This is a genomic window from Terriglobales bacterium (genome assembly GCA_035651995.1).
GTDB lineage: Bacteria > Acidobacteriota > Terriglobia > Terriglobales > Acidobacteriaceae > DASRER01.
Genome location: DASRER010000006.1, coordinates 49,979 through 71,053 on the forward strand (window position 1 = coordinate 49,979; position 21,075 = coordinate 71,053).

12 protein-coding genes and 2 tRNA genes are annotated in these 21,075 nt (G+C 63.9%); 7 read left to right on the forward strand and 7 right to left on the reverse strand.

Annotated features, from left to right (window positions below; translation table 11 throughout):
- Window positions 1-351: 351 nt before the first annotated feature.
- The 4 genes from VFA60_03195 (at window position 352) to VFA60_03210 (ending at window position 5,656) form a co-directional block, all read left to right on the forward strand.
- A complete protein-coding gene (locus VFA60_03195) occupies window positions 352-3,747 on the forward strand; it encodes a carboxypeptidase regulatory-like domain-containing protein (protein ID HZQ90779.1) in 3,396 nt (1,131 codons plus the stop codon).
- A 205-nt stretch (window positions 3,748-3,952) separates the two neighbouring features.
- Window positions 3,953-4,369 carry an Hpt domain-containing protein gene (locus VFA60_03200; protein ID HZQ90780.1) on the forward strand — a complete coding sequence of 139 codons (417 nt, stop codon included), beginning with the start codon at window positions 3,953-3,955 and terminating at the stop codon, window positions 4,367-4,369.
- Window positions 4,366-5,076, forward strand: coding sequence for a response regulator transcription factor (locus VFA60_03205; protein ID HZQ90781.1), 711 nt, complete (start codon window positions 4,366-4,368; stop codon window positions 5,074-5,076). The genes VFA60_03200 and VFA60_03205 overlap by 4 nt, the downstream gene beginning before the upstream one ends.
- Window positions 5,077-5,152: 76 nt before the next feature.
- On the forward strand, window positions 5,153-5,656 hold the full coding sequence (locus VFA60_03210; GenBank protein HZQ90782.1) for a response regulator: 504 nt from the start codon (window positions 5,153-5,155) through the stop codon (window positions 5,654-5,656).
- 199 nt (window positions 5,657-5,855) lie between these two features.
- Here the strand turns inward: VFA60_03210 and VFA60_03215 are convergent, their stop codons facing one another.
- The 4 genes from VFA60_03215 to VFA60_03230 form a co-directional block, all read right to left on the reverse strand.
- Window positions 5,856-7,217 (reverse strand): hypothetical protein, encoded by a 1,362-nt coding sequence (locus tag VFA60_03215; protein HZQ90783.1) that lies wholly within the window; start codon window positions 7,215-7,217, stop codon window positions 5,856-5,858.
- Window positions 7,189-10,473, reverse strand: a complete 3,285-nt coding sequence (locus VFA60_03220; protein HZQ90784.1) for a protein kinase — start codon at window positions 10,471-10,473, stop codon at window positions 7,189-7,191. The genes VFA60_03215 and VFA60_03220 overlap by 29 nt, the downstream gene beginning before the upstream one ends.
- On the reverse strand, window positions 10,474-11,784 hold the full coding sequence (locus VFA60_03225) for an adenylate/guanylate cyclase domain-containing protein (GenBank protein ID HZQ90785.1): 1,311 nt from the start codon (window positions 11,782-11,784) through the stop codon (window positions 10,474-10,476).
- A gap of 379 nt (window positions 11,785-12,163) precedes the next feature.
- On the reverse strand, window positions 12,164-16,117 hold the full coding sequence (locus tag VFA60_03230; GenBank protein ID HZQ90786.1) for a carboxypeptidase-like regulatory domain-containing protein: 3,954 nt from the start codon (window positions 16,115-16,117) through the stop codon (window positions 12,164-12,166).
- Window positions 16,118-16,445: 328 nt separating this feature from the next.
- Here VFA60_03230 and VFA60_03235 point away from each other — a divergent pair, with 328 nt between their 5' ends.
- Window positions 16,446-17,789 (forward strand): hypothetical protein, encoded by a 1,344-nt coding sequence (locus VFA60_03235; GenBank protein HZQ90787.1) that lies wholly within the window; start codon window positions 16,446-16,448, stop codon window positions 17,787-17,789.
- A gap of 108 nt (window positions 17,790-17,897) precedes the next feature.
- The gene (locus VFA60_03240) at window positions 17,898-19,157 is read left to right on the forward strand and encodes a hypothetical protein (protein ID HZQ90788.1); all 1,260 of its coding nucleotides are present in this window, start codon (window positions 17,898-17,900) and stop codon (window positions 19,155-19,157) included.
- Between the two features lie 122 nt (window positions 19,158-19,279).
- Here the strand turns inward: VFA60_03240 and VFA60_03245 are convergent, their stop codons facing one another.
- Window positions 19,280-20,110: a dienelactone hydrolase family protein gene (locus VFA60_03245; GenBank protein HZQ90789.1), complete on the reverse strand. Its 831-nt coding sequence runs from the start codon at window positions 20,108-20,110 to the stop codon at window positions 19,280-19,282.
- A 200-nt stretch (window positions 20,111-20,310) separates the two neighbouring features.
- Here VFA60_03245 and VFA60_03250 point away from each other — a divergent pair, with 200 nt between their 5' ends.
- Window positions 20,311-20,694 (forward strand): PilZ domain-containing protein, encoded by a 384-nt coding sequence (locus VFA60_03250; protein HZQ90790.1) that lies wholly within the window; start codon window positions 20,311-20,313, stop codon window positions 20,692-20,694.
- An 85-nt stretch (window positions 20,695-20,779) separates the two neighbouring features.
- Here the strand turns inward: VFA60_03250 and VFA60_03255 are convergent.
- A tRNA-Cys gene (locus VFA60_03255) sits at window positions 20,780-20,854 on the reverse strand.
- A gap of 107 nt (window positions 20,855-20,961) precedes the next feature.
- Window positions 20,962-21,036 (reverse strand) — tRNA-Gly (locus VFA60_03260).
- Between the last annotated feature and the right edge of the window lie 39 nt (window positions 21,037-21,075).

Sequence of the window (21,075 nt, forward strand, 5' to 3'; positions counted from 1 at the left end):
CTTTTGAGTTTCAATTCCGCTCGGCAATCTGGCCCATTTGACGCATTGAATGCGCCGCTCATCGCTGCCAAATCCCATATCTTCCTTCCACATTTACATAACTCACCATTCATAACGCGGATTGGCCGTTCATCACCACACTCATCCCTTCGTCACATCGAGGAAACTCATTGTCCCGGACACTGGTCCCCCCGCTTCCTGGCTCGCTCTGAAATGCGGAATTCACGCCTGTTTCGCGCGCCTCTGGCACACAAGTGCGGCCTGTAGATTGAGCAACTTACGGCAGCAGCTTTGGAAGTGCGGCTGCAAAAAGCAGCGATGTTCCCTCAGCACCAAATTTTTGGAGGAGAGATGGAGCGCAACTTCCGCAACACTGTTTCAATTGTGCTGATCGCGGCCCTGGCCATGTTGCTGGCCATTCCGGCGTTGGCGCAAACCAGCCGCGGCACCCTGACAGGGACCGTGACTGATCCCAGCGGCGCCGTGGTCGCGAACGCCACGGTCACGCTGACCAATACCGCGACCACCGTCGCGCGCACCACCGAAACCAACAGCGCCGGCGTGTACCGCTTCGACGCGGTTGATCTTGGCGCCTACACCGTCGCGGTGAAGGCCGCCGGCTTCGCCGAGGTGAAGGCGAGCACCACCATCAACGCCGAGCGCACTTCCAGCTACGACTTCCAGCTGCGCGTCGGACAGGCGAGCGAAACGGTGACGGTAGAGTCCGCCGCCGCGCAGCTCCAGACCGAAGAGACCGTCCGCGGGGGCGCGATCCAGCCGCACGACCTTCTCAACCTGCCGATCATCGCGCAGAACTCGCTGAACCTGGTGCTGGTGCTTCCCGGCGTGGTCCGCTCGCGCCAGGGGGGCTCGCTCGACAGCGGCATCGGCTCGGTGAACGGCGCGCGCGCCCGCTCCAATCTGTTCCTGATCGACGGCGCGCTGAACCAGGACATCTCCGTGGCCGGCCCGGCTTTCACCATCACCAACAACGACGCGATCCAGGAAGTGGCGGTCCAGACGTCGAACTTCACCGCCGAATTCGGGCGGGCGGGCGGCGCAGTGGTGAACCAGATCACCAAGGGCGGCACCAACAGCCTGCACGGCACCGTGGCGGAGGTCTATCAGAGCGAAGTGCTGAACTCGGCCACGCAGACGCAGCTCAACGCCTTCTTCAACGCCGGTCAGACGGGCGTGCTGAAGCCGGCCTACAAGGAAAACATCCCCGCCTTCACCATCGGCGGGCCGGTGATCATTCCCCACCTTTACAACGGGAAGAACAAGACGTTCTTCTTCGGCGCCGGGCAGTGGGACCGCTTCTCCTCCGGCGGCGTGCAGCAGGACTTTACACTTCCCACGGCGGCGGGCATCGCAACCCTGCAGCCGCTGGCCGCGACATGCCCCAACGTGGCCCTGCTGCTCACCACGCTGAATGGCGAAGTTGCGCCCACGGCGCTGGGTGCTCCGATCAGCATTGCCATTCCAAACCAGATCGCGAACACCTCGTGCGGTGGTGGCGCGCGCGCCGGCCAGTCGGTACAAGTCGGCACGTTTAGCCGATTCGCACCGTCGCTCGTGCTCGACAACAATCACTCCGTGCGCATCGACCACGTGGCCTCGCAGAAGCAGACCCTGAGCTTCCGCTGGCTGTATGACGACACCACCGCAACCGCCTCGTTCATCGGCCTTGTCCCTGGCTTCGACAGCAACTTCCAGGGCCGCACGCTGAGCGCGACGTTCAACGACACCTACATCATCAACAACACCTGGACGAACGAGTTCCGCTTCAGCTTTGAGCGGTTCAACTTCCAGTTCCCGCTGGCGGATTCCAACGGCATCGGCGCCACGCTGCCGGAAATCACTATCTCCGGCCTGTTCGCCTCGGGCAACAACCTGGGTGTTCCATCCACCTTCCCGCAGGGGCGCGTGGCCAACAGCTTCCAGTACCAGGACACGATGTCGAAGGTGGCGGGTAAGCACACCTTCCGCTTCGGCGGCGAAGTGCTTCGCCAGCTGGCGCGGCAGGTCGCTCCGTTCAACGGTCGCGGTCAGATTGCCTACGCCAACTTCACTCCCAACGCCGCTCAGCAGGTGTTCACTGGCGGCTCCATTACCGGCCTGGCTAACTTCGTCGACGATTTCGTGACGTCGGCCTCGAACGTGGCGGCGATCTCGTTCGGCAGCGGCCTGTATCGTCCGAATCTGTTTACTTACGGCCTGTTCTTCCAGGACAGCTGGAAGTTCACGCCCAACCTGACGATTTCGGCCGGGTTGCGCTACGACAACTTCGGCCAGCCGGCGAACATCTTCAAGTTCCCGGCGTTCACCGGGTTCTGCGACGCCTGCGTGAACGACGGCAAGCGCGTGAACCAGGACAACAACAACTTCGGCCCGAACCTTGGCTTCGCCTACAACCCGCAGTGGTCGAATGGGTTCCTGGGCAAGCTGACGGGCAGCGGCCGGACGGTGATCCGCGGCGGATACGCGGTGAGCTACGACACGTTCTTCAACAACATGTTGTCGAACATGGCGGCCGGTTCGCCGAATGCCTTGACCAACCTGAACATTCCGGCAGCGCCGTCGGCAGCCACTCCACGCGGTTTGGGGAACATCCGCAACATCATCCCCACGTTGCAGCCTGTAGCCATCACGCCGCTCTCCACCGTGACGTCGGTTTTCAACCAGAACATCCGCAACCCCTACGCCAACCGCCTCTCGTTCGGAGTTCAGCGAGAGACGTTCGGCAACATGGTGGTGGACCTGTCGTACGTCGGCCTGCTGGCGCGGCAGCTGTTCTACACCAACCCGCTCAACCCGCAGCTCCCCAACGCGACCAACACCGCGCCGGGCGCGCGCTTGTTCCCGAATCGGGGCATTATCCAAGTCCGCGACTCGGGCGCAACCAGCAACTACCACTCCATGCAGTTGGGCGTGAAGCGGCCGCTGCGTTGGACGCCACTGGGTGAGATGGGCTTCACCTCCAACTACACCTGGTCGCGCAATATGGACACGGCATCGGAGATCTTCGCCACCAACTCGTCGGCGCAGAACCCCTCGCTCTCGCCGGCGCTTCATCCGCTGAAGGAGTTCGACTACGGCCCGTCGGACAACGACCGTCGCCACGCCTGGGTCACCGCGTTGCAGTGGAACGTGCGCGGCCCCAAGAATGGCGTCCTCGGTCAGGTGCTGGGTGGCTGGAACTTCTCGCCCATCATCACCGTCCAGAGCGGCATTCCGTTCACGGTGCTCCAGGGTGCGGGCGCTGACCGCGATTTCGACGGCTCGACCATCGGTGATCGTCCGGACATCGGCAACCCCAATGCTCCGGTCAACACGCGTGCGAGGAGTGTCGCGATTGCGACCTGCTCCACCGGGTTCCAGAACATTGACACGCTGGCCTGCGTCACGACCAACGACGTGCACTTCGTCCTAGCCAACGGCGGCAGCCAGCCCGTCAAGGGTATTGTGGAAGGCCGCAACGCCAACTACACGCCGGGACAGATGGTGGTGGATGCCAACATCATCAAGCAGTTCAAGCTGACCGAGCGCTGGAAGTTCGAGTACCGCGCTGAGATATTCAATCTCACGAATACTCGAAACGTGGTCACGCCTTCCACGCGAATCAACGTGAACACCACCGCTGCCGGTCAGTTCATCAACTACAACCTGCAGAACCTCGGCCTTACCGCCCAGGGCAATGCGGTCGGCAGCCGCATTATCCGCATGGGCGTGAAGCTGATCTTCTAGTCTTGAACCTGGTAACCCCTGCATCCTCCAGGTAGCCCCGGAGAAATTCTCCGGGGCTTTTTTCTTGCCTGCTGGAGCCAAGCTGCCCTCGGCCTGGCCGCCACCGATTCGCCCAGTCCTGATTTGGGAATTTCACCGGCTCCAGTGAGTGTCCTTTTGTGGCATTACGCTGGCGTCCAGACACGCCCGTGTAGATGCTTTATCCATGCACAACGCGAAAGTTCTGGGGGGCGCGCCCGGCGAACAGGCCACGGACGGCGCGCCGACGGTCGCCCTCGACGCGGGTGTTTTGCGCTCACTGAGCGCGCCTGGAAACGCCGACCTCACCGTGCGCCTGCTGAGTCTGTTCCTTTCCGACACGCCCGGCCGTGTGGCCGAGCTTCTGCGCGCGGCTGACCTGGAGCACCGTGATACGGTGTGCCGGATCGCGCACTATCTGCACGGCAGCGCTGCCTGCGTGGGCGCGAACGAGATGGCGGGACGCTGCGGTGAGCTGGAGAAGCAGAGTGGCTGCGCATCGCACGGGGACCTGAGGCTGCTGGCCACCGCCATTGCGAACGCTTTTTCCCACGCCGAGGCGGAGGCGCGCGACTGGCTGGCGCAGGCGAGGACCGAGCCGTGAGCGCCGCGGCCACGTCCATGGGCGCGCTGGCCGAACGGCGTCCTGCGCCGGTCCGCATTCTGCTGGCCGACGATCATCCGGTGGTGCGGATCGGCCTGGCCAACCTGCTGAAGTCGCGTCCCGGATACGTGCTGGCCGGCGAAGCGGCCGATGCCCGCCAAACGCTTGACCTGGTCCGCAGGCTCAAGCCCGACGTGCTGCTGCTCGACCTCGCCATGCCGGATCTGTCGGCCGGCATTGACGTGCTGCGCCGCCTGACTTCGGCGCACAGGTCGCTGCGCGTGGTCGTCGTCTCCGCTTATACCGGGCGGGACCAGGTCCACCAGGTTTTGCAGATGGGCGCGCGCGGCATCGTCGCAAAAGTATCGGCGGCGCGCGAGGTGCTCGACGCCATCGATGCCGTGCTCCATGACCGCTACTGGCTCGGCGGACAGGTGGCCGGCAGCCTGGCCGACATCCTGCGCACGGCCGGCCCCGAGCCCGAACGCCCCGCCCCGCGCCGCCGCTTCCGGCTGACCGCGCGCGAGCTGGAGATCGTGGGCGCGGTGCTCGAGGGCGGCACCAACCGCGACATCGCGCAGCAGTTCTCCATCAGCGAAGAAACCGTGAAGCGTCACCTCACCAACATCTTCGACAAGACCGGCGTTTCCACCCGCCTCGAACTGGCGCTCTTCGCAATCCACCACCAGCTCGTTCCGAAACGTTAGTCACCGGCCGTCGCCCGCGCCAAACTTTCGGAACTTCCGCCGCGGTTACCGTCGTGGGACGCTCTACCACCCTCTCGTGATTCTGCGTTTCAGCGCCACCGCCTACTCTGCACATCAGGACGGAGCACAGCTCCTCATCATGCAAGGAGAATTGGTCATGACACCCGAGGCGGAAGCGAACACCGGCGGCAATCTGCGAACGATGCAGGCTGCGCGCAATAAAACAATCCTGGTCGCCGACAGCGATCCTGTGAGCCGCGAACTGTTGCGCGAACTGCTGCAGTCACGCGGTTATGCCGTCATCGAGGCATCGACCGGCCAGCAGGCCTATGACGACGTCATGGACCTGCACCCGGACCTGGTCGTGATGGAACTATACCTGCCGGAGCTGCACGGGCTGACTGTGGCGCGCCGGTTGCGCACTGAGCCACAGTTTGCTGGACTGAAGATGATCGCCGTCAGCACCGTTCCTTACGACGATTGCGCCGCCCAGGCGCTGAGCGCCGGCTTCGATCGTTATATCGCGAAGCCCGCGCCGCTGCGACATCTGCTGGCGGTGGTTGAGCAGGCGCTGCGATGAGCGCCGCTCCCCAGCTTGCTCGACGCTGCCGCTGCTTGCGGCTGCACTTGCGCCGCCTGGCCCGGGCCGCTCGCGCCAAGCGCGCCGCGCGCGCGCCGCTGCCTGACGGCGGCAGCTTCGCGCGCCCGCTGCCGGCCCGGCAAAGAACGTAGGCCCGGCGCGACCGGTTCGCCGGGCCCTGCGGTTTTCGAATCCGGATCTAGTTCGCCGCCGCGCCGCTTTCGTATTCCTTCAGGATGACGGGCGAGATGAACTTCTGGTCAGGCGGATGGAAGCTCGCCGTCTGCCGCGCCTGGCTGAACGCATTCTTCGCTTCCAGCAACAGCCGGCGCTCCTTGCTGCCCAGGTAGTAGCGCGTGATCTTGCTGGCGCCGATGTAGAAAAACCCCAGCCCGGTCTTGGTGCCGCCGAACTCGATGTATTCCTTGATGTGGACCTCGGAATCTTCGAACTGTCCGCTGTAGAACTCGCCGATGCCGCGTGCCAGCAGAGTATCGGCGTCGGCGGTCGCGGCGGCACTCGGCTTCTCATTCGCCTGCGGCCTGGGCAGCGCGCGCAAGCCGCCGCGCGCCGTGACGTTCGCCGGCTCCACACCCAGTACGGCGAGATACTTGCCGCGAGCCAGCGCCATGTCACCTTTGCTCTTGGCCGCTTCCGCCTCCTCCAGAGTCTTTGCGACGTCCAGGGTACGGGTAGGCAGCTTCACTGCGCCGACCACCTTCGCTGGCTGCAGGGCGCTGCCCGACTGCCCGCTCAGTCCCGCGCCGCCGCCCGACGTCGTGATTGCGCCTCCGCCGGCCTGATGCGAGCCGCCTCCGCCGGCCGCGCTTGCCAGTTGCTGCTGTTGCCTCTTTTCAGCTTCGGCGGCCGCGGCCATCAATTGCTGCGTCTGCGAAAGCTTGCCGCGCGGATCGCCCGGGCCATCTGCCCTGATCGCGATCGCCTCGTTAAAACGCTCGGTCGCGGCGCGGTAGTCCTTGGCTTCCAGCGCTTTGTTCCCGGCGGCCATCGCCTGCTCGTACTGGTTGATCTTGGCGAGATAGTCCTTGGCTTCGCCCGCCTTGCCGCCGGTGATCAGCAGGAAGCTGACCTTCGCGTCGCCGAAATTGCCCGCCTGGTACGCCGCCACGGCCTTCTGGAAGGCGGCCACCTGGCCCGCCTCGGTGCGCGCGGCGTTGATCTTGGCCAGATACGATCGCGCTTCGTCCAGGTGGGGGCCGTCTTTGACGTTTCGGAATTTCTGCTCGGCGTCTTCCAGTTGACCCGACTGGAAGAAGCTCACAGCCTGGCTGAAATTGTCTTCGTACTTCTTTTTGACGCGCGCGGCCTCCTTGGTCATGACGTTGCACATCATGACGACGTCGCCGTTCTTGTATTTCGGATCTTCCGCCGCGATCGCGCAGTAGAGCTGCGCCGCCTCTTCGAAGCGGCCTTCTTTGCCGGCCTGGTCGGCCAGCTTCCACTGCTCGCCCTTCTTGTCGGCGAAGGCAGACGTCGCTCCGAGCGCCAGCAGCAGCGCGACCGCGAGGGCGTTAGTAGCTCTTGAGTAGCTTTTCAACATCAATCTGCTCGAAGACGGCATTGTACGCGCCGGGAACTTCATTGCTCGCCTTCACCTGGTCGCTGCGCTCGGCGCCATCGGGACCCGCGACCACGATGGTGTAGTCGCCCGGCGGAACCGCCACGCGCACAGGTGTCTGCTGGTTTACTTCGATCTTGCGTCCTTTGGCCGGCTGCAGATACTTCACCGTGCACCACGGCACCGCGTTGACTTCGATATACGTCGTTGCCGGCGGGGGACCGGAAAGCCTCTGGTACACGACGAACCCGAGCGCCAGCACCACCACGGCTGCGACCGCTGCCAGAATCAGCTTCAGGTTCTTCGACGCGGCGGGCGCGGGCGCCGGCGGCGGAACATGCCGCGCGGGCGCCGGGGCGGCGGCCGCTTTCGCCGGGGCCGGCGCAGCCGCTGGAGCAGGCGCTTCCGCCGGCGCGACGCTTCCGGCCACCATGGTGTGCTGCGCGGGCGGCGCCGCCGTGCTGCGCGCCGGCGCCGGAACGGGCTCGGCCGCCGGCTCTTCGTACGAGCCCGCGATCATCGTCTGCTGCGCCGCCGAGGCCGCGCTCTCCGCGGTCACGACTTTGTCAAGTTGCGCGCCTTTCTTCTGCCGCTCCAGCGCGCTGGCCGCCTCCTTGCGCAGCGACTGGACCTGGTTTCCCAGCTCCGCCGGAGCATGCGGCAGCATATCGGCCACACCGTCGAGCGACTTCATCACCGCCGCGTACTGCCGCGCCAGCAGCAGCGTGCGCGCATCACGGATGGCGCGCTCCACGGCGGTCTTGGCGATGCCGGCGCGCTTGCTCTCGACCTCGGTCGTCGCAGCCGCGATCTCCGGCGTCTCGCCGTGGGCCTTGCGGCAGGTAGCGACAATTTCCAGCGCCGCCTTGAAGTCGCCGCGCCCGCTGGCCGCGCGCGCTTTCTCCAGGGCGCTGACGATACTCTGCAGCCGCTCCTGCTCGCCGCGCGCGCCTTCCAGTGCCGCGCAGAATTCCGCCGAGCGCGCGAACCGCTTGGGCTGCGACTCGAGGAAACCGACAGCTTCGTCGAACTTGCGCGCCTCCACCAGCCGCTTGCTGCGCGTGATGGCCGCGTCGATCTTCTTGCGCTCGTCGTCGGCGGCGCGCTGCGCCTGCGTGAGCAGCAGTCCCAGTTCTTCGTCCTTGGTCTCGCCCACCGTGGCCTGCAGCAGCGCGATGGCCTGCTCGTACTCGCCCTCGCCCATCAGCTTCTGCGACTCCTGCGCCACGCTCTCCACCTTCTGCCGCCGCGCCGCCTGTGCCGCTTCATCGCGCGCGAACTGCAGCATGTCGGTGATCTCGCCAGCGCCCTCCATCACCGCGTGCGCCGCTTCCAGGATGCTGACCGCCTTCTGGTAGTCCTTGCGGCGCAGCGCGTCTTTTGCCTCGGCGATGACCTTGCTCTTGCGCTGCTCCAGTTCCTGGCGCTCGGCGCTGTCGCGCACGATCGCCATCAACACCTGGAGCCGCGGCTCGCCCGGAACTTTTTGCAGCGCTTTCTCCAGGATTTCGAGCGCCTTCTGCGCCTCGCCTTTGTCGAGCAGCTGGCGCGCCGCGGAGGTTTGCTCTTCCAGGAACTTGCGCTTCTCGGCCGACTCGCGCTGCTTTTCCGCCATGCCCTTCAGCTTGAGCAGGCCGGGATCGGCAGGGAACTTCTGCAAGCCGGCCTCGGCTTTTTCCAGCGCCAGTTTGAAGTTGTCGGAGTTGAGCGCGTCCTCGATCTCGGTGGTGAACTGCTGCAGTTCGCGGCGCTTGCGCTCCTGTTCGCGCCCGCTCTGCGCCAGGTTCAGCAGCGCGTGCACTTCCGGCAGCGTGGCGTCGAGTTTCTGCGCTTCCTGCAGGACCTCGAACGCCTGGCTGAACTTGCGCGCCGCAATGCCTTTGCGCGCTTCGTCGAGCAGTCCCTGGACCTTCTGCTGGCGGTTCTGCTCCGCCAGTTCGGCGGAGAGCGAGGAGTGCATCGCCTTGAGCTGCGCGTTGTCCGGGTCTTTCTTCAGCGCCTCTTCGATCAGCGCCAGGGCATTGTCGAGCTTGCCGCTCTGCTGGGCCGACTCGGCGCGCCGCAACGCTTCGGCCGCCGCTTCTCTCTTCGCCTTGGCGTCGGCCATGACCTTGCGCAGGTCGAGCAGTTCGGCGTTGGTCTTGTCGAGCGCAATCGCCTGATCGAGGGAAGAAAGTCCTTCGGTGAACAGCTGCTGCGAGAACATCTCCTCGGCGTGCGAGCGCAGCTGGCGGACCTGCTCGTTGCGCTGCTGCTTCTGCAACAGCTGCTGGACTTCGGCGAGCAGGTCCTTCGCAACCGAGTGGTGGCTTTCCAGCCGCAGCACCTGCAGCAGCAGTTCCTTGGCCTTGGGCAATTCCGACTTCGCGACCAGCGTCTTCGCCGTGGCCACGTGCTCATCGATGAGCTGCCGCTTGAGTTTTTCCTGGACGCGCCCCAGGTCGAAGGCAAAGTCTTCCGCCGTCTGATAGCGTTCGTCGCGGTCCTTCGCCAGCGCCTTTTGCAGGACTTCTTCCAGCTCCGGCGGGGCATTTTCCAGGCGCGACGAAAGCGGCGGCGGGTCCTCGTTGACGATCTTCAGCAGCGTCGAAGCCGTGTCCGGCGCGTCGAACGGCAGCGTATAAGTGAGCAGCTCGTAAAGCATCACGCCGGCGGAGAAAATGTCGGTGCGGCGGTCCACCAGCTTGGCGCTGATCTGCTCCGGCGACATGTAGCTGATGGTGCCCACCACCTGGCCGGTGCGCGTGAGCGTGTTGTCGCCCAGGCGCGCGATGCCGAAGTCCACAATCTTGATGCCGCCTTCCTTCAGCACCATGATGTTGGCGGGCTTGATGTCGCGATGCACGATGTTGCGCTGGTGCGCGTAGTGCAACCCGTTGCACGCCTGGATGATGATGTCGAGCTTCTCTACCAGCGATACCGCGCGCCGGGAGGCGATCAGCTTGTCGAGCGCCTCGCCCTCCAGGTACTCCATGACGAGGTAGGGGCTGCCGTCCAGGTCGCCCAGGTCGTGCACGATGACGATGTTGGGATGCTGCAGGATTCCGGTGGACTGCGCTTCGCGGTAGAAACGTTGCAGCAGGTCGGGATTTTCAGCGAACGCGCCGGTCATCATCTTGATGGCGACGGTGCGTCCGATGCGCGGATCTTGCGCCTTGTACACGACGCCCATGCCGCCCTTGCCCAGGACGTCAATGACGTCGTACTTCCCGATCTTGCTGAGAAGGTTCGCCCCCATCTACCGCACCACCCTCAGGATCTGCCCGCCAACCTTCACGCTGGAACCCACCGGCACGGGCCCGGCGCCGCGCACGCGGACGAAAGTGCCGTTGCGGCTGCCCACGTCTTCCAGGAAGAAATTTTCGCCGCGCTGATAGATCTTGCAGTGCGCGCCGCTCATGAATCCGTCATTGGGAAACGTGTACGTGCCCTTGCTGCGCCCCCAGGTCACGGTCTCATCGATCAGGGGAAACCGCATCTCTTCCGGATCGGGCGGCGCAATGCGCACCATTTCCGCCACCGGCTCGTTCAGGATCGCACTCAACTCGCTGATGGCGGTCCCGGTGGCCGCCGCGGCCGCCATGGCCGCCGCTTTTTCGCGGAAGCGAAACACCTGGTTGCCCATCATCACCTGGTCGCCGTCCAGCAGCGTGTACGGGCCTACCAGCCGCACGAACACGCCACCGCCGCTATCTCCGCTCAGGTCCTCGATCACCAGCTGCTTGCCCTGCAGCCTGAAACGCGCATGCAGCGGCGCCAGCCGCGGGTCGCCGGGAAACTTCAGGTCGCCCTGCGCGCTGCCTACTGTGAGTTGCCCGTCCTTCAGCGCGCCCTCGGCGCCCACCGAGCCGTCCTGCTTCACCTGCTGCACTTTCAGCTGTGACGGCGCGGTCAGTCCCGACGATTGCGTGGACATCACCACCGTGTGCACCGCGGCCGCGTTGGCCACGAGCTTCTTTTCCTGCCACACCACTTCGAAGAGGTCGCGCTGTTCTTCCTTGCCTTTCAGGGCGAAGCGGCCCAGGTGTCTCAACTTGAACTGCGGGTCGGTGGAGATCTCCTGGTGCACGGCGTCGGAAATGACGATCTGCTCCGGCTGCGCCACGCTCTCCACCCGCGAGGCCACGTTGACCACGTCGCCGAACACGTCGTTCTTCTTCACGATCCCGGTACCCACGTTGATCCCGATGCGGATCGTCACCCAGTCCTGCTCCGGCCTGGGCGCGTTGAAACCGGCCAGGCTCTTCTGCATTTCCACCGACGCCAGCACTCCGGCCCTGGCCGAGTCGAACGTGGCCATGATCGCGTCGCCGATGGTCTTGATCACCCGCCCGCCCTGCTTCTGGACGGCCTTCTCCAGCAGCTCGTTGCACTCGCTCACCATCATCAGCCCGGCAATGTCGCCATGCTTCTCGAAGTAGGAAGTCGAGCCCTTGATGTCGGTGAACATGACGGTGACTTTGCGCCGGAATTTCTCCAGCTCCGCCAGCATGCCGGGGTTCATCCGCGACGCGGAAATGATCTGGGTAACGCTGTTCTCAGGTTCCATAAAGCGGCAGCCGCAGGAGCTTCACCCCAGCCGGCCAAACCGGGTCGCTTGCGGACCTGGCGCGTACGCCCGCAAACGGCGGCAGTAGAAAGGCTTTGGGGGTAAAAAGTACCACGAAAACCGGGCCTTCCCAAAGCAGATACTCTGGCCGCGTCTTGACCCGTTTTTCACTTGATTTTGCCGCTCAGCAAGCGATATGCCGCGCGCAACCAACAGGCCTCCGGCTGCCGCAGAACCTCAGGTTGTAGCGACGGGCGCCCTCGCCCGTCGGCACGTCAGCATTGAGCGCCGGGCGAGCAGGAAAAGCCTCCGGCACAAGCCGGAGCCTTCGCTTGTCGGTCTAAGGCCCGCAGCTAGAAGCCAGCAGCCAGCAGCGGGGTTACCACGTAAACCTTGCCGCCATCTGGATCTGCCGCGCCTCGTGCGCGCTCTTGATTACGCCGAAGTCCGAGTTCAGCGTGCGTCCATCCACGCTGATCTGGCTGATCGGGTTGTAGAAGTTGTCGCGGTTGAAGATGTTGTAAAACTCCGCCCGCAGGCTCAGGTTGCGCTTCTCGCCGAACGGGATGAGCTTCTGGAACGCCATGTCCATCTTGGCGAACGCCGGCCCGGTGAACTGGTTGCGCCGCGAGTTGCCGGTGCAGGCAGAGCCTGCGCGGCCGCCGAAGATCGGCTGCCCCTGCACGAAGCCGAAGTTCGACGCGCAAGCGGCGTTGTTGCCCGGTACGGTGAACGCGCTGGCGTTCAGGTAGTTGTCCGGATTGCCGGTGATCGTGACTGGCCCAACGATGTTCGCCCGCTGCGTCAGCTCGCCGCCGATCGGCCCGGCGAAGACGGTGAATGGTTGCCCCGACTGCGCCACGATGATGCCGGAAATCCTCCAGTTCCCGAGCAGCCCTTCGCGGAAGCCGCCGGTCTTCGCATACGGCACGTCCCAGGTGTAATCCACCACCAGGCGGTGCTTGCTGTCGAAGTCCGAGCGGCCGTAGTCGTCAACCAGGAAGTTCGCCGGGTTCTGCGGGACGTTGTAGCGGCTCACGAACACCTGTCCCTGGCCGGTGGTGGTGAGGCCGCTGGTGAGCACGTCGGCGCCCAGCGCCGTCGGCTGCACCGAGCGCGCGTTGGCCAGCGAGCTGGTGCTGAACGGACTGCCCAGCGCGTTCGACAGGAACCCGAAGATCTGGTTCTGCAGCGTAATCGGGATCAGCGGCAGATTGCCGTTCGAAGCGTTGTCCATCGACTTCGACCAGTTGTAGGCCGCGTTCACCGTCAGCCCGTGCCACTGCGCGCCGCGCACCCGCACGTTCAGCGAGTGATATGACGATTCGCCCAGGTCCATCAGCGTGAACACCGGGTTGATGAAGTCGCAGCTGCTCAGGCAGAACCATTCGTTCTGGAAGTTGGTGTTGTTGACCACCGGCAGGCGGTTGCCCTCACTGCCCACGTAGCCGATTTCGAGCGCCAGGTTATTGCCCAGTTTCTGCTGGATGCTGGCGTTCAATTGCCGCACCCACGGTGTCTCGGCCTTCGAGCGGTCGACGGCAGAAACGCTGAACGCGTTGCTGGCCGACTGGTAGTTCTGCGACCCGATTCCCGGCCCGAAGAAGTTGACGATGTTCGCCGGATCCAAAGTGGCATTGCCTGCTCCGCAGGCGAAGCAAAGGATGCTCGTATTGCCCACGCTGACGATCGTGTTGAACACCTGGCCGTAAGTGGCGATCGGGTTGTTCAGATTGAGCGGCGAGGGCCGGTTGAACATCAGCTGGCCCAGGTAGCTGGCCGGCACCTGGTCGTAGTACATGCCGCCGCCGAAGCGCAGCACGGTGTTGCCGTTCCCCATCATGTCCCAGGCAACGCCGCCACGCGGGCTGAAGTGGAATTTACCCGCAGTGGGAACATTCGGCGTGCCGGTGTTGGTGCAGCCCCAGGGGAAGAATCTCAGCGCAGCCGGAAATTCGTTGAAGTACGGCTGGAATTGCTGGCACGGTGTGCCGTAGCTGTCGGTTACGGCCGTCTGGCCAACTTGCACGATACCGTTGGCCTTCGGATCGTAGTTCCAGAGCTTGTTGTCGGCCTCGTCGGGCGCCGAGAAGTACTCCCAGCGCACGCCGGCGTTGAGCGTGAGCCGCGGACGCAGCTTCCAAGTGTCCTGCACGAACGAATCCATTGCGAACGAGTGGATGCGCGCGCGGTAGTCCGATGGCTGGCGGATGGCGTAGTCGAACGACGGCAGGGAAAACGCCTCGAAGCAGGAAATGCACGTCTGGCTGTCGCTGGTGAACTCGCCGATGCTGGTGGAGGTCACCAGGCCTCTCGTGAAGGCGCCGTTCGAGGCGCGGTTCTGGAAGTCGCGCGCCCGCGCCCCGAACTTGATGATGTGCTTGCTGGCCGAGAAGCTGAAGTTCTGCTCCAGGAACAAAGTGGTATCGCGGCGCTGCCCGGGCGCGGTTAGCGGCGCTCCCAGCCGCGCCATGGGGAACAGCCCGTTCAGTGTGGGGAACATGTTCAGCCGGTCAATGGCGGGCAGGCCAAAAGCCACAGGGTCGAGATAGTACGAGTCAATCCAGCCGGCGAAGGCGCCGGTCCCGTTCAGGCTCGCTCCCGAGTACTGCGGATCGAGGCCGCTGAGCGAGAAGGTCATCATGTTGCGGCTGGGCAGGCCGAGCGTGGTGGCGTCGAAGCCCGCGTCCTGCGGCGTTTCGTTCACGCGGAAGCGGGTGTAGCCCAGGCGCGTGTCCAAGACCCAGCGCGCGCCCAGCGAGTGTGTGTGCGTCAGCGTCAGGTTCTGGTTGAGCGCATTGCGCACGGCGCCGTTGCCGGGGTACGTGCTGCTGCTGGGCAGCGTGTCGTCGTGCAACTGGTCGAGCCGCTGCACCAGGTAGCTCATGCTCCAGCGCGACTGCTGGCTCTGCGTCAGGTCGGCGTGCAGCAGGCCGTTGTGCACGTTGGTGTAGTTGGGCGCTTCGCCCTTGAAGAACTCCAGCGCGTTGGGCACGCCAATCACGTTCGCCACCGGATACAGCGCCATCACCTTCTTGGCCAGCAGATAGTCGGGGCTGGTGTTGCTGAAGAAGTAGTTCGTGGAGCCGGGGACGCCCGCCGTCCGCAACGGGTTGTAGGTGCGGTCGAAGGTGGAGGGCACGCGCTCGAAGATGGGATTCGGATTGTCGATGATCGTGCCTTCGTAGCTGCCGAAGATGAAGAACTTGTCTTTCACCAGCGGCCCGCCCAGGCGTCCGCCGAACTGCCGCGAGTTGAAGGGCTGCTTGTGACTGTCGTTGGCCGCCAGGACCGCCGCGGGATTGAAGCGCGTGTTCTTGCCGAAGCCGCCGGTCACGCAGGCGTGTTTGTCGGCCGCCGGCGAGGGCCCGATCGAATCGGTGCACCAGCCGACTGCCTCGGCGCCGGCCACGTAGCTGTTGTAGCTGACCGGCGCGAACGACGCCGATTTGTTCGCCGTCAGGCTGCCGGAGTATTGCTCCGCCTTGTCGAAGCCCGAGCCGTTGTAGACCGAGAGGGGCGAATCGGAATTGAGCGCGTCGCTGTTGAAATAGCCAAACACGCTGCCGTGGAACTGGTTGGTTCCGCGGTTGGTCACAATGTTCACCACGCCGCCGCCGTTGCCGCCGTACTCGGCGTTGGCGCTCGACGAGATCACGCGGAACTCCTGCACCGCGTCGTTCACCTGGAAGGGAATCGCCTGGTTGCTGCTGCGCGCCACGTTGTCGGTGCCGTCGAGCAGGAAGTTGTTCGTCGTGGGCCGGTTGCCGGCAATGGAGAAGGTCGCGCCCGCCAGCGCCGATCCGCCTTCCACGTCGTGCGTGTTGGGCGTGAGCAGGCCGAGCGCGAGGAAGTTGCGGTTGAACAGCGGCAGCGAGCGCAACTGGTCGCCCGAAATCACGCCGCTGATCTGCGTGCTCAGCGTCTCGTTGGAAATGGCGGCCGCCTTGGTTTCGGTCACTTCCTTGCTGCCGGTCGCGGTCGCGGCGGCGATCTTCTCGCGCAGCGGCGGGAACAGGTCTTTTTCTTCGCCCACCGAGACGGTCAGGCCCGAGCGCGCGTCAATCTTTTCCGTGCCGCGGAAGGCGCTCACCTTGTAGCCCTCCGCCGGAGGCACCTCGGCGATGTTGTAGATGCCGTCGTCGCCGGTTACCGCCGTGCGCTGAAAGTTCAGCGACGCGTTTTCCAGCACCACGTTGATGCCCGCCAGCGGTTTGCCGGTCGAGTCATACACCGCGCCGGAAATGACGGCGTTCTGGCTGGCGGCAAGGCTGAAAGGCGTGGCGGCAACAAGCAGCAGAACGGTTGTGAGCAGGCGCATCCCCGTGCGCATGGTGACCTCCTGAAATTCCCTGGGGTTCGGTCTAAATCCGCAGTCCAAAGGCAAAAAAGTGCCGGATCGAGCTTCCGGTCAGAACCGGATCTCTGCGCGAAACCCGAACCTCGAAACCCGAAACTGCGGTCCTTTGGGGGAGCGCCGGACCTTAGTCCCCTAAGTTCCAGCGTGCGCAAGAGATACCACTTTCACCCTACCCTGTCCACCGTAAACTGCATGTCCGCACAGGGGATAGCAACACTTTTCACATCGGGGAAATGGCTGGAAACTGGCGGGATTAAGGGATAACATCTAGCCCGGTCTCAGAGTTTCTGGAGGTAGCGGTATGTCGCGGCGCTTCGTCTGTCGGGTGGTGGTGTGCGCGGTGGTGGTGGCGTGGGGGACGGCCGTGTGGGGCATCCCCCTTTCGGTTCAGCAAGCGAACAATTTCTTCGGCATCGACAGTAATGCCGGATTCTGGAATCTCGTTCCCTCCGTCACCGTCTCAATCCAGCCTGGCAGCTATGGCATCCTGAGCATTCAGGGTCAGATTGTCTGCCCGCAGGCCGATTTATCGGGCAACAAATGCACGAGTAACAATTATTTCATGATGTACAAGGTGCAGAACGCGCCACTGAACACCACACTGAACTTCACGAACCTGCCCGGTTTCAATTTCGCCACCGTCGATAGCAGCAAGCTGGGCATCATGCAGTGCCGGTCAGACACTCTCCTGCTGATTTGCGGCGACAATGGCGGGCAAACCGGCACCATAAACGCAACCGGCAGCGGCGCCAATCTCAGCATCAATTTGCCGACCGGCGCAAACCAACCGGTCGCGTTCTACATCAGGATTGTTACCGCCGGAAATCCCACGCTGCCGCCGGTTCAGGTTCAGGTGAACCCCACGCCGATTCAGGCCCACAAGTACATTCTGCCGCACATTCCTTCCGGAGCCGGCTACGTAACCAAAATCACCGCCAGTAATATGTCGAACACTACGGCCAGCGGTGACATCATCTTCGTGGACCAGGCAGGCAACCTGACCCTCGACGTGCCGTTCTCGATTCCCACCGGCGGCACCTTCCGCACGGCGACGGCGGAGTCGGACCGGTTCAAGCCTCTCGCGGTGAGTTGGGCGTTTATCGGCTCCGACCAGCCGATCGGAGTGAATCTCTTCTTTGAGTTCATTGCCGCGCCCGGCGCACCCCACGCGATCGTCAATACGGTTGGCTTCAACGTCCAACGAACGGACACAATTCAGCCCCGTGTCAATTACACCGAGTCGGACTTCACGATCCCCATAGAACTCGAGCCCAAGCCAAACGACGCCCCAATCGGGCGGACCGTCGGGGTCGCTCTCGCGAATCCGACGGCCAATGCGGTCACGGTGAAGGTTAAGATAAACAACACCGCGGGCTCCACGGTTGTCCAGACCGGCATCGCCGGGTGTCCGGCCGACATCAGCATCCCGGCCTTCGGTCAGACCGCCTTCGACACCAACGCATTCTTTGGCAGCTGCCCCGGGTTTCCTCCACCGCCGAACGTGGGCAACTCATTCGTCGGCTCCATGACGGTCGCTGCCACGTCGACCGGCGTCGCGACGCCGATTGCCGCCGTTGCGCTGGAAGACAGCTACGGCCCGTTCTCGGCCACGCCCGTCATGCCGGGCCGGGCGCCGGGCAAGTGATTGGATGAACGAACCCTCATCCCCCGGAGGTCGCATTTTGCGAAGTAACGCTTGACTCGCTGTCGCATCGGCAAAATCGGGTGCCCCTTACGAGCCTGGTATTGGCTTGTGTCCGGATTCTCCTCGCTGCTGCTTTGCGCATGCCCGCTATCGGCGCAAACGCAGACCGTCCCGATTGACACCTCGCGCGTCATCGCGTCGAACTTCTTCGGCACCGATGTGAATGCTTTCTTTTGGGACCAGGAGCATTCCTCGATTGTCCCCATAGAACCCAATGGGCCGCCGGTGTTGATTAAAGGTCAGGTCGTGTGCCCGAATGCCGATCTGGCAAATGGCAAGTGCCTGAGCGGCGTTTACTGGATGCTCTATCAGCTTGCTAGCGCGCCGCCGCGGCTGAAAGTCACGGTGAATAACCTGGTGGGGTTCAACTTCGTGGGCGCACACACGTTCGGCGTGCTCAACTGCGGCGCAGGAAACACGACCGCACTCTGCACGAATCTGCCGGCGCCGGTCATCGCCGCGTTCAACATGACGGCCACCGGGGGACCGAACACGCTCACGTTCGACGTGCCCGCCGTCACGTTCCCCGGCTCCCCGTTTACGTTTTTCGTGCAGGTCACCAACCCGGCCTTCAGCGGCATCTCCGGGGTCACCATCAGCGCCAATCCGCTGCCGAATTTTCCGTACCTTTATTACCTGCCGCACGTGGTAATCGGCGGGGGATACGTCACCAAGATCACCGCCGCCGGGACGTCGCCACTCGGGGCCAGCGGCCAGATCAACTTCATTGACCAGGCAGGACACTTTATCCGCCAGGAATCGCTCGTACTTTCCCCGGGCGGCACCTTCCGTTATCAAACCGAAGAAGAAGACCGCTACTACCCGCTCACCGTCAGCTGGGCCGTGGTCGGCTCCGATCAGCCCATCGGGGTGAACGAAATCCTGGAGTACATGGCTCCCGGCAACAGCCAGTGGGCCATCTCCAACACCATTGGCTTCGGCGCCGCCCCGCCCATGACCGAATTCACCATTCCGGAGGAGATCGAGCCGGCTCCGCCCGGCGTCTCCATCGGAAAAACCATGGGCATCGCCATCGCCAACACAACCGCGACGGCCGCCGGCGTCACCGTGAAGCTTTACGACCGCTACGCCAACTTTCTGGCGACGACCAACCTGACCATCCCGCCCTACGGCCAGATCGCCTTCAACCCGCAGTCCAACCTGCCAGTCATCTCCGACGCGTACCCGAATGGCAACTTCATCGGCTCGCTGACCTTCAGCTCCAACCAGCCCGTCGCCGTCCTCGCCCTCCAGGACACCTACGGTCCCTTCGCAGCGGTTCCAGTGTTTCCGGGCAAGGGAAAGTAGCAGTCAGCACTCAGCAGTCAGCATTCAGCCCCTGAACATATTGCCAATGACAAAAGAAAAGCACTCAACAATCGCCCCCAAGGGCTGAATGCTGAGTGCTGTCTGCTGAGCGCTGCTTTTCCCTACATCGCCTTCAACAGCTTCAGCCACCGATCCCACGCCTCGGCGCGCGCCTTCTTGTTGCCTGCGTACGCGGTTTTCTGCTGCTCGGTCGCGTCGGCTCCTGGCTCGGGCGCTTCGCCTGCGCGCATGAAGCCGTGTCCGGCGCCCTCGTAGGTGACCGGCTCAAAGGTTTTTCCTGCAGCCTTCATCGCTTCGGTCGTCGCGGGCAGCGTTGCGTTTACGCGCGCGTCGTTGCCGGCGTAGAACCCATACACTGGCGCCTTGATCGAAGAAACGTTCTCCGGCGCGGTGCCGTAGAAGACGAACGCCGCATTCAAGTCCGGACGGTTCGTCGCATAGCGGAAGCTCTGGCTGCCGCCCCAGCAGTAACCCGTCACCGCCAGCTTGCCGTTCGACGCCGGCAGCTTCTTGGCGTAGTCGGCCACGGCGTTCAAGTCGGCGGTGATCTGGTCGGGCGGCAGGTCGCGGATCGCCTTGCCCACCGCCTGGGGATCGGTCATGCTGCTGGTCCCGCCGCCGTTCGGCCCCATGCCGGAGAGCAAGTCGGGCGCGATGGCGATGTAACCGGCGGCGGCCAGCTGATCGGCGAGGCTCTGCACCCAATCCGTCATTCCGAAGATCTCGTGGATCACCAGCACAACCGGCGCCTTGTCCTTGCGCTCCGGATACACCACGAAGGCCTGCACCTCGCGGTTGTCGTGCTTCACCTTGACCCACTCGCGATGCCGCGGCGACTTCTCCAGCGACGCCTTGGCCCAGTCCTGCGCCCCGGCAGCCGCGGCAAAGGAAACCAGCGACAGCAGCAATACGGCGGAAAATGCGCGCTTCATAGGCGCAACAGTGTAAATCCCACGGAGCGCGTTGTCAGCCTGCGGGAACAGCCGCCGCGCGGTGCTGCTGTGCCACCTGTCCGCCGGTGAAGCCAAGCCGCTCAGGGCTGAATGCCGCCTGCACTGCGGACGGCTTCGCTAAGGCAAATCTCCCGATTGCGGCTGCGATGTTTTTCGCTTATTGTGAGTTCTCGCCCCAGATGGAAAACTCCCGCAAGCTCGCCTCGGCGGTTGCGCCGCTGGGTTCGGACCAGCAGAACTACTTCCGCGCTACCCTTAAAGTCCCGGTGCTGTTACGCAACGCGCAGGGACTGGAGTTCCACACGGTGAGCACCAACGTGAGCTCCACCGGCATGGGCCTCGACTGCCTGCAGGACCCGTTACTTTTTCTCGGCCGCCTGGAAATCGAGTTCGAGCTCGAAGAAGGCGAGCCTCCGGTGCGCGCCCGCGGACGCATCATCTGGGCCCGCCCCGCCGGACGCGCCGGCGTCCGCTTCCTCAACTTCGACTCCGGCTCATGGTTCCGCCTGCAAGCCTGGCTCGCCGCCCGCCGCGAAGAGCAGGGCTATCCGGTCCAAACGTGAATGTCGCGGATTTGCAGTCTTGTAGAGACGTTGCCTGCAACGCCTGCGGCTGGCGATGCTCGCGGCTGTCAGGGCCAGGAAGGACTGGAGGCGCGGGTGGGAATCGAACCCACGCATAAAGGTTTTGCAGACCTCTCCCTTACCACTTGGGTACCGCGCCTCACTCGAAACAGCCTACCAAATCTGGCGGGCCTGGGCCCAGAAACCAGCCCATAAGCGAAACCCTCGCCGAGGCGAGGGTCCAGACCGCATCTGCGGCGAAATCTCTGGAGCGGGAGACGGGATTTGAACCCGCGACTTCGACCTTGGCAAGGTCGCACTCTACCGCTGAGTTACTCCCGCTCGGCAACGTTGATTATATGCGGGCCAAAAATGGGGGTC

Excerpts from the sequence above, each read along its gene's own strand:
- VFA60_03195 (HZQ90779.1), top strand. The coding sequence starts at position 352 with ATGGAGCGCAACTTCCGCAACACTGTTTCAATTGTGCTGATCGCGGCC.
- VFA60_03200 (HZQ90780.1), top strand. The coding sequence starts at position 3,953 with ATGCACAACGCGAAAGTTCTGGGGGGCGCGCCCGGCGAACAGGCCACG.
- VFA60_03215 (HZQ90783.1), bottom strand. The coding sequence starts at position 7,217 with ATGTTGAAAAGCTACTCAAGAGCTACTAACGCCCTCGCGGTCGCGCTG.
- VFA60_03220 (HZQ90784.1), bottom strand. The coding sequence starts at position 10,473 with ATGGGGGCGAACCTTCTCAGCAAGATCGGGAAGTACGACGTCATTGAC.
- VFA60_03225 (HZQ90785.1), bottom strand. The coding sequence starts at position 11,784 with ATGGAACCTGAGAACAGCGTTACCCAGATCATTTCCGCGTCGCGGATG.
- VFA60_03230 (HZQ90786.1), bottom strand. The coding sequence starts at position 16,117 with ATGCGCACGGGGATGCGCCTGCTCACAACCGTTCTGCTGCTTGTTGCC.
- VFA60_03235 (HZQ90787.1), top strand. The coding sequence starts at position 16,446 with ATGTCGCGGCGCTTCGTCTGTCGGGTGGTGGTGTGCGCGGTGGTGGTG.
- VFA60_03245 (HZQ90789.1), bottom strand. The coding sequence starts at position 20,110 with ATGAAGCGCGCATTTTCCGCCGTATTGCTGCTGTCGCTGGTTTCCTTT.
- VFA60_03250 (HZQ90790.1), top strand. The coding sequence starts at position 20,311 with ATGGAAAACTCCCGCAAGCTCGCCTCGGCGGTTGCGCCGCTGGGTTCG.